The 13008-nt window shown below is 38.4% G+C and carries 15 protein-coding genes and 1 pseudogene; 12 read left to right on the top strand and 4 right to left on the bottom strand.

The features are described 5' to 3' along the window. Positions 1–51 precede the first annotated feature (51 nt). Together ACPC58_RS10985 and ACPC58_RS10980 are read right to left on the bottom strand one after the other, a co-directional pair. Positions 52–462 carry a type II toxin-antitoxin system death-on-curing family toxin gene (locus ACPC58_RS10985; RefSeq protein ID WP_434065995.1) on the bottom strand — a complete coding sequence of 137 codons (411 nt, stop codon included), beginning with the start codon at positions 460–462 and terminating at the stop codon, positions 52–54. Continuing rightward, on the bottom strand, positions 459–680 hold the full coding sequence (locus ACPC58_RS10980) for an AbrB/MazE/SpoVT family DNA-binding domain-containing protein (protein WP_158185418.1): 222 nt from the start codon (positions 678–680) through the stop codon (positions 459–461). The genes ACPC58_RS10985 and ACPC58_RS10980 overlap by 4 nt, the downstream gene beginning before the upstream one ends. A gap of 497 nt (positions 681–1177) precedes the next feature. On the opposite strand from ACPC58_RS10980, the gene ACPC58_RS10975 reads away from it, so the two are divergent. Next, positions 1178–2227, top strand: coding sequence for a DUF389 domain-containing protein (locus ACPC58_RS10975; RefSeq protein ID WP_096040553.1), 1050 nt, complete (start codon positions 1178–1180; stop codon positions 2225–2227). 797 nt (positions 2228–3024) lie between these two features. Here the strand turns inward: ACPC58_RS10975 and ACPC58_RS10970 are convergent. Beyond that, a protein-coding gene (locus ACPC58_RS10970; RefSeq protein WP_434065994.1) for an IS630 family transposase occupies positions 3025–3872 on the bottom strand; the annotation gives its coding sequence in 2 pieces (ribosomal slippage) (positions 3025–3560 and positions 3560–3872; 849 coding nt in all). Between the two features lie 29 nt (positions 3873–3901). On the opposite strand from ACPC58_RS10970, the gene ACPC58_RS10965 reads away from it, so the two are divergent. The 11 genes and pseudogenes from ACPC58_RS10965 to ACPC58_RS10915 all read left to right on the top strand — a co-directional run bounded on the left by ACPC58_RS10965 (position 3902) and on the right by ACPC58_RS10915 (position 11867). Beyond that, positions 3902–4321: a sortase gene (locus ACPC58_RS10965; protein ID WP_434065993.1), complete on the top strand. Its 420-nt coding sequence runs from the start codon at positions 3902–3904 to the stop codon at positions 4319–4321. A 277-nt stretch (positions 4322–4598) separates the two neighbouring features. Beyond that, the gene (gene rimP, locus ACPC58_RS10960) at positions 4599–5069 is read left to right on the top strand and encodes a ribosome maturation factor RimP (RefSeq protein WP_318150763.1); all 471 of its coding nucleotides are present in this window, start codon (positions 4599–4601) and stop codon (positions 5067–5069) included. An 86-nt stretch (positions 5070–5155) separates the two neighbouring features. Beyond that, entirely contained in the window at positions 5156–6298 is a 1143-nt protein-coding gene (nusA, locus tag ACPC58_RS10955) for a transcription termination factor NusA (RefSeq protein ID WP_289649249.1), read from the top strand. 16 nt (positions 6299–6314) lie between these two features. Further along, positions 6315–6611 carry an RNase P modulator RnpM gene (gene rnpM / locus ACPC58_RS10950; RefSeq protein ID WP_024396619.1) on the top strand — a complete coding sequence of 99 codons (297 nt, stop codon included), beginning with the start codon at positions 6315–6317 and terminating at the stop codon, positions 6609–6611. Further along, positions 6598–6906, top strand: coding sequence for a YlxQ-related RNA-binding protein (locus ACPC58_RS10945; RefSeq protein WP_434065992.1), 309 nt, complete (start codon positions 6598–6600; stop codon positions 6904–6906). Before rnpM ends, ACPC58_RS10945 begins: the two co-directional genes overlap by 14 nt. A gap of 17 nt (positions 6907–6923) precedes the next feature. Then, positions 6924–7019 (top strand): annotated as a pseudogene (locus ACPC58_RS10940) (translation initiation factor IF-2 N-terminal domain-containing protein); the annotation flags it as partial. A 15-nt stretch (positions 7020–7034) separates the two neighbouring features. Then, entirely contained in the window at positions 7035–9818 is a 2784-nt protein-coding gene (gene infB / locus ACPC58_RS10935) for a translation initiation factor IF-2 (RefSeq protein ID WP_434065996.1), read from the top strand. A gap of 133 nt (positions 9819–9951) precedes the next feature. Continuing rightward, entirely contained in the window at positions 9952–10305 is a 354-nt protein-coding gene (gene rbfA / locus ACPC58_RS10930) for a 30S ribosome-binding factor RbfA (RefSeq protein ID WP_130555594.1), read from the top strand. 925 nt (positions 10306–11230) lie between these two features. Further along, positions 11231–11425: a hypothetical protein gene (locus ACPC58_RS10925; protein WP_434065991.1), complete on the top strand. Its 195-nt coding sequence runs from the start codon at positions 11231–11233 to the stop codon at positions 11423–11425. Positions 11426–11488: 63 nt separating this feature from the next. Further along, a complete protein-coding gene (locus tag ACPC58_RS10920) occupies positions 11489–11671 on the top strand; it encodes a hypothetical protein (protein WP_254451625.1) in 183 nt (60 codons plus the stop codon). Next, positions 11649–11867, top strand: a complete 219-nt coding sequence (locus tag ACPC58_RS10915) for a hypothetical protein (RefSeq protein WP_289649244.1) — start codon at positions 11649–11651, stop codon at positions 11865–11867. Before ACPC58_RS10920 ends, ACPC58_RS10915 begins: the two co-directional genes overlap by 23 nt. Positions 11868–12242: 375 nt before the next feature. Here the strand turns inward: ACPC58_RS10915 and ACPC58_RS10910 are convergent, their stop codons facing one another. Next, positions 12243–12770 (bottom strand): TetR/AcrR family transcriptional regulator, encoded by a 528-nt coding sequence (locus tag ACPC58_RS10910; RefSeq protein ID WP_434065990.1) that lies wholly within the window; start codon positions 12768–12770, stop codon positions 12243–12245. Between the last annotated feature and the right edge of the window lie 238 nt (positions 12771–13008).

The following is a 13008-nucleotide window of genomic DNA, read 5'->3' as shown; positions in this document are numbered from 1 at the left end:
CATAAAGAAAGAGAGGACGAAGTTCGTCCTCTCTAGGTGTTAGCTTTTCATCTACCCACTACAGTTGACAAAGAGCCCTTTTTTCAAGAACTGGATAATGTTATCTTTTAATTCCTCGAAGTCACCTTGAAAAGTAGCAATGTCAATCGTTTTTTCCAGTCCATCGTTTAAGGAAAGATTGGATTGATATCCATTCATTGCTAGAAACATGTGTAAAGCAAGCACGGCAGTTCGCTTGTTGGCGTTCTTAAATGGATGTTTCTTGATTAGGTTTATCCAGGTGATAGCAGCCTTACTAAAAATGTCGGGATAGAGTATTTTTCCAAAAATTTCTTGTTTGGGCTGCTCAACTATCATCTGAAGGCTATTTGGATCAGCTATCCCAACTGGCTCCTTTGGGGAATATTTTCCAATAACCATGACATTGATTTTGATAATGTCTTCAGCGGATAGGTATTTCATTTATCTACCAACTCTTTCAATAATTCATCGTATTGGCTCATAGCTTTTTCTAACTCTTTGTCAAAGTCAAATGTTGGTTCAGCTTTACGGATGATGACATTATTTCCTGAAGTGACGAATTCGATTTCTTCACCAATTTCTGCACCAAGTACTTCTTTAATAGCGTTTGGGATAGTGATAACAGTGCTGTTACCTGTTTTGCGTAATAAAACATTCATCGGATATACCTCCTGCATTTGTAAATACATTATACATGATATATACAAAAAATAAAAGTGAATACTACTAGTTGCTCCTATTTTCTTGAATCATGATAAGGTAAACTTTTGTATTTTCTGGTTCGATTTTGCTTAATTTGCTTGAAAATTTACCTTATTTTGATGAAATTAGTTGAAATTGGATGAAATTATGGATTTTGAAAATTCATGAAAACGTTGATTTTAAAGGCTTTTGAAATTAGTTGAAATAAACAATGCTCCAACCAGGTCTTAAGAAAGCACGTAAAGCATCACAATTCTCTATCATTTAAATTAATTGATTTCTTCAGAGAAAGACTGTAAAATTTTGATATAATGTCAAGGATGGTCTGATAGATATTTAAAAGATAATGTTCAAAAGAATTACAGGTGAAAATTAAAAATATGTAAGAATGGACAGAAGTCTTTTTACGATCATCCATGCGGAAACAAATTATATGAAATAAAAGGAATAACCAATGACCGGAAACTATTCAACACGTGAATACCGAGAGAAATTATATGATGACCTTCATGTTCGATTAAGTGATACAGTGATTTTGATGTGTGCGATTTTTATTGCCTCTATAGGTCTAAATATGAATTCAACAGCTGTCATTGTTGGAGCCATGCTGATTTCCCCTCTTATGACACCGATTGTTGGACTGGGATTCGGTTTAGCAATTTTTGATACACGTTTAATCAAACAATCTCTAGAGGTTTTATTTACTGAAGTATTGGTCAGTTTGCTTGTATCGACTCTGTATTTCTGGATTTCTCCCTTATCTTACGCAAGTAGCGAGTTGATTGCACGAACCTCTCCAACCATTTGGGATGTTGTCATTGCTATTGCTGGTGGGATAGCAGGTGTCATTGGTTCAAGGAAAAAAGAAGCAAACAATATCGTGCCAGGAGTAGCCATCGCAACAGCTCTAATGCCACCTATCTGTACTGCGGGGTATGGTTTAGCTAATGGAAATGTACGATATTTATTTGGGGCTCTCTATCTTTTCTTGATCAACTGTGTCTTTATCATGCTAACCAATATTATTGGAACAAGAATTTTGATGAGAAAATCTCCCTTAAGTTCATTTAAAGAGCTAAACATTAAAATGAGAATTGGGTTGATATTCTTGATTGTATTATTGGTCCTTCCAGCAAGCTATTCAGCAGTCACTCTGACGATGGATCAAGCGCGAAAAGAAGGGATCAAACAGTTTGTAGGAAAAGAGTTCGCCAATCATACGGTCATTAATCAACTCTACAAGTCAAGGAATAATGAATTGGTCTTGACGGTTGTTGGAGATCCAATTTCAAAAGAAGAATTAGAAACAATTCGCCAAAAACAAGCCTCTTACGGTATTCAATCTGTTCAATTGAAAGTCAATCAAGTCCATAATTCGACAAAATTAGATAGTGAGACGACCAAGGAATTTTACGAAAACATTGACAAGTATATCGATCAAAAACTCTCTGAAAAAAATTCACAAAACGATCTCGTAAAAGAAATTGAAGCAGACAAGGATTGAGGACGATGAACTGAATAGGTTTTTATGCCGTGTTTTTCTTGTTTGTTCTTCTTTCTTACCTATAACAAAATAAAATTGATGAATACGAGATTTTTCTTTAGATGAAAGAAAGTACATTAAAATATTTTACTGTAAATTCAATTTATAAAAAATCAACAAGAAAGAAAATATAAATTTTGCGTTTTTCTTTCTGGTTGTTTTCTGATAACGGAGGTTTGCTCAAATGCTATAAGAAATAAATTAGGAGGTCTATCATCTAAAAAAAATGTATGTAACAAAAAATAATTTAACTAATGGTGTGAACTTTTAGTATTTATCAGATCAATTCGTGTATTTTTAGGATAAAGTTCACACCATTCAGATGAAATTAGTTGGAATTGGATGAATTGTGAGTTTTGAAAACTTGTGGAAACATTGATATTACAAGCTTTTGAAATTTATTCAAAGAAATATCTTTCCAACCAGGTCTTAAGAAATGAAGTATCCATAACTAGGATTCTTGCCCCGAATTGGCCCCCAATTTTGAGGAAACATGAAGAATTTTAGTGATACTAAGTTATATTACTAATAATTAAGAATCCTTTAATAATGGGTATTAAGATGCTAAAGGAAGAACCAAGAATATTTAAATTATATTCAGCAAACAAAGCGTAATTCGTTTTACATCTCTAACCTAGCGAAATGCTGGGTTTTTTTGTTGCGTGGCGTGTATGTTGTGTATCTAAGGCGAAAGTCCTCCTTGGCACCTGCCTACAGGGGAAGTCAATAGAACTTTCTAACAAGCCTGATTAGTATTTTTAATTGAAACAAGAGCAGGACAGAAGTGCCTCAAGAAAAGTATCGCAATTTGGCAATACTTTTCTGAGGTGTTTTTTGATTTGAGCCCAAGTTTTCTCAATAGGATTATACTGAGGTGAGTAAGGTGGAAGTGGTGAAAGTCTATGACCCTGCTCCTTGCATAACTCTTTTAGCTTATTCATCCTATGAAATCTTGCATTATCCGTAATGATAACAGATGGTTTATCTAAAGTGGGTAGTAAAAATGTTTTAAACCAAGCTTCGAAAAAGTCACTAGTCATGGTTTCTTTGTAGGTCATCGGGGCTATAATCTCACCGTTTATTAGACCTGCAACTAAAGATATCCGCTGGAATCTTCTTTCAGAGATTTGACCTGTGATTAACTGACCTTTCAAAGATCGACCATATTCTCGATGAAAATAGGTCTCAAACCCTGTTTCGTCAATATAAACATGTGTCAGGTGACTTAAGTTATTAAATTCTTTAAGAAACTGATTTACTTTCTCAGGGTCTTGTTTATAGTAGGTGCAGCTCCTTTTTTTCGAGTATATCCCATAGCTTTGAGAGCGTAATGAATAGCTGTTGGATGACAGCCAAATTCAGAAGCTATTTCAGTCAAAAAAGCATCTGGATGAGCATCAAGATAGTTCTTTAATTTTTCTCTATCAACTTTTCTCGGTTTGGTTCCCTTAACTTGGTGATGTAGCTCGCCTGTAGTCTCCTTTAATTTTAGCCATTGATAGATGGTGTTGCGTGAAATATCGAAAACAACAGATGCTTCAGTAATACTGCTAGTTTTCTCATAGTATGCGAGAACTTTTTTACGAAAATCTAATGAATATGCCATAAGTACATTATACCACAGATGTACTGTTTTTGTTTCATTTTATTATAAATGAGACCTTGACATATGAGGTTGATCAAATAAGAGTTGTTTTTCCGACAAATTTAACCGATTTGACGATGGTGAATGATGAGGATTATTGTACGTTGGAAACTTGTACTCCTTATGGAATTAATGCTCACCGACTGCTGGTTCGTGGTCATCGTATTTCTAATGTCGATGGGGATGTGAAGCTAGTAGCTGATGCTTTACAAATTAAGCCACTTCTTGTAGCACTGATTTTAGCGATACCTGTTTTGCTCGGTTTGATTTTGTTTACCTATGTTTCGACCAGTTCATTTATCCAAAAGCGGAAAGTAAATTTTGAAGAATATGATGGGCTAAATTATAGAATGGATGGACTTCATGCACAGGTAGTATCTGCTATGGGAGAGGATATGAAGAGGATATAAAGAAAGAAAAGATTTTGAGGAGTGAAAATGAATAGCAGATTAGTTCATTTCCATCATTTTCCTTTACAAGTAATGAGAGATATGTTAGAATAATAAGAGTTAATAATGAGAAAGGGGGTTGGCGTCAGTCAACCCTTTCCCTATACACTGATTTATACATGTAAATAGAAGGTTTTGTGTGTGTATAGGGTGCGGTAAACAAGGAATATGGTTATCCAATGGTAGAGATGACTATTTGGAAACCTATTTCTACCTACTGCAGAAATAGGAGGTGTTTATGTCATCAATTATTGATTTGGTCACAGGAGCAATTACCCCCGCAATTCAAGCTCCGTATGAGTTGGTAGATGTGGAATATGGTAAGATGGGCGGTGACTACGTTTTATCCATTTTTGTCGATAAAGAGGGGGGGATTTCTCTTCAAGATACGGCAGATTTGTCAGAAGTCATTAGTCCAATTTTGGATACGATTAAGCCGGACCCATTTCCGGAGCAGTATATGTTGGAAGTAACAAGTCCAGGTTTGGAACGTCCTTTAAAAACGGCAGATGCTGTTGAAAAGGCAGTTGGAAAGTACATCCATGTCAAGCTCTATCAGGCAATTGATAAAATCAAGGTTTTCGAAGGGACTTTGCTCTCCTTTGATGGAACAGACCTGATTATGGAATATATGGATAAAACCCGCAAGAAGGAAGTGACGATTCCTTACCAGACGGTGGCTAAGGCCCGATTGGCTGTCAAATTGTAATAGGTTGCGATACTCAATCGTATTAGAGTATGTTAATGGATTTTAGACTTTAAGAAAGGACCTTTTGAGCGCAAAAGGAAAACAACATGAGTAAAGAAATGCTAGAAGCCTTCAGTATTTTAGAGGAAGACATGGGTATTAACAAAGCGGACATCATTGATGCTGTAACAGAATCACTTCGTTCAGCTTATAAACGCCGTTATGGTCAATCAGAATCAGCAGTGATTGAATTTGACGAGAAAAAAGGCGATTTCCATGTATTTACTGTTCGTGAAGTAGTAGATGAAGTATTTGATAGCCGACTAGAAATTAGTCTAAAAGATGCCTTGGCTATTTCATCAGCTTATGAAATGGGTGACAAAATTAAATTCCAAGAAGACCCAGCGGAATTTGGGCGTGTGGCTGCTCAATCAGCTAAACAAACCATCATGGAAAAAATGCGCAAACAAAAGCGTGCCATTACCTTCAATACTTACAAGCAACATGAAAATGAAATCATGTCAGGTACGGTAGAGCGTTTCGACAATCGCTTTATCTATGTCAACCTTGGTACAATTGAAGCTCAGTTATCAAAACAGGATCAAATTCCTGGTGAGGTTTTCCAATCTCATGATCGCATCGAAGTCTATGTCTACAAAGTAGAAGACAATGGTCGTGGTGTTAACGTATTTGTCAGCCGTAGCCATCCAGAAATGATCAAACGCCTCATGGAACAGGAAATTCCTGAAGTATACGATGGAACAGTTGAAATCATGAGTGTTGCCCGTGAAGCTGGAGACCGTACGAAAGTGGCTGTTCGTAGCCATAATCCAAATGTAGATGCTATTGGTACTATCGTTGGTCGTGGTGGTTCAAATATTAAGAAAATCACTAGCAAATTCCATCCAGCTCGTTATGATGCTAAGAATGACCGCATGATTCCTACTGAGGAAAATATTGACGTTATCGAGTGGGTAGCTGACGAAGCTGAGTTCATCTACAATGCGCTTGCACCTGCTGAAGTTGATCAAGTATTGTTTGATACTGAAGATGGAAAACATGCTACAGTCGTTGTACCAGATGATAAGTTATCATTGGCAATTGGTCGTCGTGGCCAGAACGTTCGTTTGGCAGCACATTTGACAGGATTCCGTATCGACATCAAGTCAGCATCAGAATACGAAGCATTTGAAGCTGAGCAATATGCGACGGATGAAGTTCTAGAAGAAGTCGCAGAAGAACAAGAATAAGGCAAAAGGAGCAACCATGGCAAAAGCTAGAAAAATACCCTTGCGCAAGTCTGTGGTGTCCGGTGAAATCATCGACAAACGGGATTTGCTCCGTATTGTAAAAAATAAAGAAGGCCAAGTATTTATCGATCCAACTGGCAAGGCAAATGGGCGTGGAGCCTATATTAAGCTCGATAATGAGGAAGCAATTCAGGCGAAAAAACGTCATGTTTTCGACCGTTCCTTCAGTATGGAAGTAGCTGAGGAGTTTTATGATGAGTTGATTGCCTATGTTGATCATAAGGTCAAGAGGAGAGAACTTGGACTCGAATAAGAGACGGAAAATCTTAAATCTATTGGGATTGGCGCAGCGTGCTGGTCGTCTCACCTCTGGTGAGGACTTGGTTGTTGAAGCAATCCAAAAAGGGCAGGCAAAGTTGATATTTTTAGCCAACGATGCGGCTGGAAATTTAAGCAAAAAAGTAACAGATAAAAGTCATACCTTTCAAGTAGAAGTTGTAACAGTGTTTTCAACACTGGAATTGAGTGCAGCTGTCGGCAAGGCTAGAAAAGTCATTGCAGTGACAGACGCTGGATTTACAAAGAAGATGAGGTCTATTATGGAATAGAACAGGAGGACAAGGCATTGTCTAAGAAGAGATTGAATGAAATCGCCCGAGAAATAGGCGTCAGCAGCAAGGAAGTTGTTGCTAAGGCTCAAGAATTGGGATTTGATGTAAAAAGCCACGCTTCTAGTGTGGATGATGCAAGTGCAAAACGTCTGGCGGAAAGTTTTGGAGCGAAGCAACCAGTCCAAGCTAATTCTGTAGAAGCAGTTACTCGAGTTGCGGAAGTACCAAAAGTAGAAACTGCAAAAGTAGAAAAAGTCGCTACTTCAGAGCCAGTATCAAAAGAAGCACCAAAAGTAGAAACTGCAAAAGTAGAAAAAGTCGCTACTTCAGAGCCAGTATCAAAAGAAGTGCCTAAAGTAACAGGTACACAAACTACTGCGCACCGACCACAGAGTCGCAACTTTAAAGCTGAGCGTGAAGCACGTGCCAAAGAACAGGCAGCTAAACGAGCTCAAGGCCAACAAGGAAAAGCTGGTCAACAAGCTAAGAATGGTCAAGAACGTCGTGATAACCGTCAACAGGGTCAAGGACGACCAAATAATGATCGAAATGAACGAAATGATCCCCGCGAACCACGTCACGACAAGCGAACAGAAGATCGGAAGGAAAATCGTTTTGCTGACCGACGTGAAGGACGAGATAACCGTCGTCAGGACAACCGGTCCGGTCAACAGAATGGGTTCGGCCGTAAACAAGAAGTCAAAAAGGTTGAGAAACCTAAGATTGATTTCAAAGCCCGTGCAGCTGCTCTAAAAGCAGAGCAGAATGCAGATTTTGCTCGTACAAGTGAAGAACGATTCCGTCAGGCTCAAGAAGCTAAGAAGCAACCTAAGAAGCCAAAAGAAGTTAAGTTCGAAGAACCGGTTGTAGAAAGCAAACCATTTGTGAAACCTACACCAGTTGCAACAGTATCAGAGCAAGTGGCAGAAACTACTGTAGATACCCGTCCTAAAAAACATGCTCGACCAAATAAAAAACGTGACTTCATTGGTGACGAAGAAGATGGTCCTAGAAAACAACAAAGAAATCGAAATAGTCAAAATCAAGTGAGAAATCAAAGAACAAGTAACTGGAATAACAACAAGAAAAACAAAAAAGGCAAGACAAATCAGCCTATTAAGCCTGTCACAGAACGCAAGTTCCATGAATTGCCAACGGAGTTTGAATATACAGCTGGCATGACCGTTGCTGAGATTGCTAAACGGATCAAACGTGAGCCTGCTGAAATCGTGAAAAAGCTCTTCCTTATGGGCGTAATGGCAACTCAGAACCAATCTCTTGATGGAGATACTATCGAGCTCCTCATGGTTAATTATGGTATTGAACCGAAAGAAAAGGTTGAGGTCGATAACGCAGATATCGAGCGTTTCTTCGTAGAAGAAGGCTATCTTAATGAGGACGCAATGACAGAACGTCCACCGGTTGTGACCATTATGGGACACGTTGACCATGGTAAAACAACCTTGTTGGATACCCTACGTAATTCTCGTGTGGCTACAGGGGAAGCTGGTGGCATCACACAGCATATCGGTGCCTACCAAATTGAGGAAGCTGGTAAGAAAATCACCTTCTTAGATACTCCAGGACACGCGGCCTTTACTTCTATGCGTGCGCGTGGAGCATCTGTTACAGACTTGACTATTCTAGTCGTTGCTGCAGATGATGGTGTTATGCCACAAACGATTGAAGCAATCAATCACTCAAAAGCTGCGAATGTTCCAATTATTGTTGCCATCAACAAGATTGATAAACCAGGTGCTAATCCTGAGCGTGTGATTGGTGAATTGGCAGAACATGGAGTTATCTCAACTGCATGGGGTGGTGAATCTGAATTTGTAGAAATCTCTGCCAAATTCAATCAAAATATTGATGAGTTGTTGGAAACAGTTCTGTTAGTTGCTGAAATTCAAGAACTGAAGGCAGATGCAACTGTACGCGCAATCGGTACAGTTATTGAAGCTCACTTGGATAAAGGAAAAGGTGCGGTTGCTACCCTACTAGTCCAACAAGGAACATTGAATGTGCAGGATCCAATTGTTGCAGGGAATACCTTTGGTCGTGTTCGTGCCATGACCAATGACCTTGGACGTCGTGTGAAGGTTGCTGGTCCATCTACACCTGTCTCTATCACAGGATTGAATGAAGCACCAATGGCTGGTGATCATTTTGCAGTCTATGAAGATGAGAAATCTGCTCGTGCAGCTGGTGAAGAACGTGCAAAACGTGCCCTTCTCAAGCAACGTCAAGCAACACAACGTGTTAGTCTTGAAAACCTTTTTGATACACTTAAAGCAGGTGAAGTTAAGTCTGTTAATGTTATCATTAAAGCTGACGTACAGGGTTCTGTAGAAGCACTCGCATCATCACTTCAAAAAATTGAAGTAGAAGGTGTCAAAGTGAATATCGTCCATTCAGCAGTTGGTGCCATTAATGAATCAGATGTCACTTTGGCTGCGGCATCCAATGCATTAATTATTGGTTTCAACGTTCGTCCAACTGCAGAAGCGCGCAGTCAAGCCGAAACTGACGATGTTGAAGTACGCCTTCATAGCATTATCTACAAGGTCATCGAAGAGATGGAAGATGCGATGAAAGGGATGCTTGATCCTGAATACGAAGAAAAAATCATTGGTGAAGCGATCGTACGTGAAACCTTTAAGGTATCTAAAGTTGGAACAATCGGTGGTTTCATGGTCATTCGTGGTAAAATTACCCGTGATTCAAGTGTTCGTGTTATTCGTGATGGAGTTGTTGTATTCGATGGTCAATTAGCAAGCTTGAAGCATTATAAAGATGATGTGAAAGAAGTCGGTAATGCTCAAGAAGGTGGATTGATGATTGAAAATTACAATGACTTGAGAGTTGATGATACGATTGAAGCCTATATCATGGAAGAAATCAAAAAATAAGATCATTGAAGAACAGTTCATGATTTATTCATCTTGATTTTTGTAAGACTGAGCTTCTGCCTAGTCTCGTCTTACTTGGATTATTCAAGCTGAGGCAACTCAGATTTTCTATCCTGTTAGAAAGGAAAAGAATATGTCAAACCATTTTCGTACAGACCGTGTTGGGATGGAAATCAAGCGTGAAGTCAATGAGATTTTACAAAAGAAAGTCCGTGATCCCCGTGTGCAAGGTGTAACCATCACTGATGTTCAGATGGTTGGTGATTTATCGATGGCCAAAGTGTACTACACAATAATGAGTGATTTGGCTTCCGACAATCAAAAAGCACAGATTGGTTTGGAAAAAGCAACAGGAACGATTAAAAGGGAACTTGGTCGTAAGTTGACACTTTATAAGATTCCTGATTTGGTCTTTGAAAAAGATCAATCAATAGAGTATGGAAACAAAATTGATCAAATGCTCCGTGCTCTCGAACAGAAAGATTAAGAAAGTCGAATGGAAACATTCGACTTTTTTGGGCTCTATTGAAATGATTTCAACGACCTAAAATATTTGAAGAAAATTAAAATAGTTTGCCGACAACCATTTATACTCAATGAAAATCAAAATATGACTTGCTCCAAAGGTTCGGGGAACCTTCGGAGGTTGGAAATAGGCGAACGTAGTTCGTTTCGCTCTGATGCAGATAGAACCCTGTTACTATTTTGTTTCAAGGTAATAGGCTGAGGCTGGGCAGAAAGTCCAGCCTCGCTTCTCAGAGTTTGTGTCAACATCTCAGCGCAGTGGTTGATTGGCTTTAACAGTCTGGGAGACTGTTAAGGGTAGGAGATAAGATTTGCACAGTAAATCTCAGCAGTTCGTGTTTCACACTCTAAATCTGACCACTACGGCTGATGCGAACGAGTTCGCTTCATTTCCAACCTCCAACAGTCACTACTCTGACTGTTGGAGCTGTGCGGGGGTGGGAGTTTAAAAGGTCTGGGAGACCTTTTAAAGTTGGAGATATAAGCTGAAGGCAGTCAGCTCACATAAATTGAAGTCTGGGATAGACTGTTTCAGCTCAACAACTTAAAACGAAAAATTGTTGACGAACTCTTTTTAGACTGGTCGAGTTCTTTCCCACTCCCACTCATCAAATCAAGTCAACAACGCCTGATTTTGATTCTCGAAGGGTATTAGTCGAATTTTATCCACTCTCCTCTCATTCATCAAGGTTTTGTACATTCGGTTTTTTTCGAAGAGTTAAAAATAGTTTATTCGTACAATGGCATCCAACACTTTTTCTAAAAGTTGTCGTTCTAGTTTCTTTATGATTAAGTTATACTAGTAGCAATCAATAAAGGAGGACAACATCATGTCACTAATAGAAGCAAATGAATAAATAGCAGAGAAGGTTGTCGGTACCCATAAAGTGATTGAAAAAGCAGTTATGAATGGGTATAAGGCAACGGAAGATGCTGTGGTTTCTGGTTTTAATAAAGTATCAGATAAAATTATTGAGACCTCTTTTACCAAAGATAATGAAACGATTGAAGAAGCTAAAGCTCGTTTATCTGCCGCAGCTAGTTCAAAAAAATTTTCCTTATCTAAGAGTGATGAAGAATAAACAGAGCACGATGATTGCGATAAAATTCACATCGAAAAATGAATTGTAGAAAGAGGATACAAGATGAAAAAAAGAGATTTTATGAGTCTGATTGCCTATACCGTTAGTTTATTAGTCTTAGCATTAGGAATGTATTTTTATACCTTGCCAGATTGGGGGATGGCTTCTATTGGGATGCCACTGGCTATAGTTGGACTTGTGCTTGTTTCTGCTATCATGGGTTTTGCAAAGACGGTTAGCTGGTAAAGGAGCACCAAATATTGATTTTCGGTTCGTTGCAAAAGTTGTATATAGTGTCGTTGCCTTATTAGTCTTTGGTGGGGGCTTTGCCCTTGTTACAGCTGGAAACTTTGTACTTGGTCTGGCATTGGGGCTAATAGGACTTGTTTTGATAATTGGGATTATTCCAGTAACTGTGGCCTTGAAAAATCAAAAAAGCTGAGGGAGACTCAGTTTTTCTGCGATTTATATCAATGAAAATCAAAAGTAACTTAGCTTCGACTATCTAGGAGATAGGTGAAGGCTGGAAATATAGAGGGCTGTGTTCGAGACATTAGACCAAAGATAGAACTCTGTCACTTTCTCAGTTCAAGGTATCAGGCTGAAATCTTCATTTGATCTTTTCACTCATCAAGGCTGAGACAAGAGATAATTTTAATTTTCCAAGAGTATTATAGTCGAATAAATTAGCTTTCAGACAAGGAACTGAGGTGCAGGTAGCTAGAACAGCTTAGAGGCTGCTCTAGGTTGGAAATAAGACTTGCGAAACAAGTCACTTCGTAGAGTACGGTATGCCGAAAGTGACGATGTATCAAAGCTAATTTAAATGACTATATTTTTTAGTGATACAGGTTTGTATAATATCGGCTATTTCTTCAATGGACTTATCACAATCATTTCTCAACCATTTGGAAATTACTTGCGTGATTCCTACTAAGAAGAAACTAGACATATAGGCAATGCGGGTTTCATCTTGGATGCCCTGTGCCTGGTAACGCGGTGTGAAAATCCTACTCACTAAGCTGTCAAAGCGTTCCTGATGATGAAATTCCAATTCATGACTCAGATAAATCTTGTAAATTTTTTGATAATCTTTAACAAATAGCAAGTAAGGAATGAGGTGAGCATTACTCAGCAAATTGCTCTCAAGATACGCAGAAGAATTTTCATGATAAAGTTGAAATTCTGTGAAAAACAGTTGGGTCAGGTATTGATAGGCATCTTCTAATAAATCAAATTGATTATCGTAATAACTATAGAAAGTCGAGCGGTGAACGCTGGCTTCTTTACAAATTTTACTGACAGAAATGCGGTCGAATTCCTCTTCGTCTAAAAGGAGAATCAATGCTTATTGTAGTTTTGTTTTGGCAGAATCATTCATGGGTCAGCTCCTTACTCTTTTCATTATATATTACCTAAAAACGCATTACTTTTTTAGTATCAATATAGTTTTAATTGTACACTTGATAGAGCCTGGTTTCGGCTGATCGAGATGGGATAAAAATGGTATGTGTCCTAAATTGGGAGAATTGAATAAATAACATTTAGAGAACGTAAAAAACGTTCTCTTTTGTTTTTGCTCA

It is taken from the genome of Streptococcus sp. VTCC 12905 (assembly GCF_049893385.1).
Lineage (GTDB): Bacteria > Bacillota > Bacilli > Lactobacillales > Streptococcaceae > Streptococcus > Streptococcus suis_AA.
Note: the sequence above shows the minus strand (reverse complement) of the source record. Positions and strands in the feature narration are given on the sequence as shown.

Excerpts from the sequence above, each read along its gene's own strand:
- nusA (WP_289649249.1), top strand. The coding sequence starts at position 5,156 with ATGAGTAAAGAAATGCTAGAAGCCTTCAGTATTTTAGAGGAAGACATG.
- ACPC58_RS10985 (WP_434065995.1), bottom strand. The coding sequence starts at position 462 with ATGAAATACCTATCCGCTGAAGACATTATCAAAATCAATGTCATGGTT.
- ACPC58_RS10920 (WP_254451625.1), top strand. The coding sequence starts at position 11,489 with ATGAAAAAAAGAGATTTTATGAGTCTGATTGCCTATACCGTTAGTTTA.
- rnpM (WP_024396619.1), top strand. The coding sequence starts at position 6,315 with ATGGCAAAAGCTAGAAAAATACCCTTGCGCAAGTCTGTGGTGTCCGGT.
- rbfA (WP_130555594.1), top strand. The coding sequence starts at position 9,952 with ATGTCAAACCATTTTCGTACAGACCGTGTTGGGATGGAAATCAAGCGT.
- ACPC58_RS10975 (WP_096040553.1), top strand. The coding sequence starts at position 1,178 with ATGACCGGAAACTATTCAACACGTGAATACCGAGAGAAATTATATGAT.
- ACPC58_RS10980 (WP_158185418.1), bottom strand. The coding sequence starts at position 680 with ATGAATGTTTTATTACGCAAAACAGGTAACAGCACTGTTATCACTATC.
- rimP (WP_318150763.1), top strand. The coding sequence starts at position 4,599 with ATGTCATCAATTATTGATTTGGTCACAGGAGCAATTACCCCCGCAATT.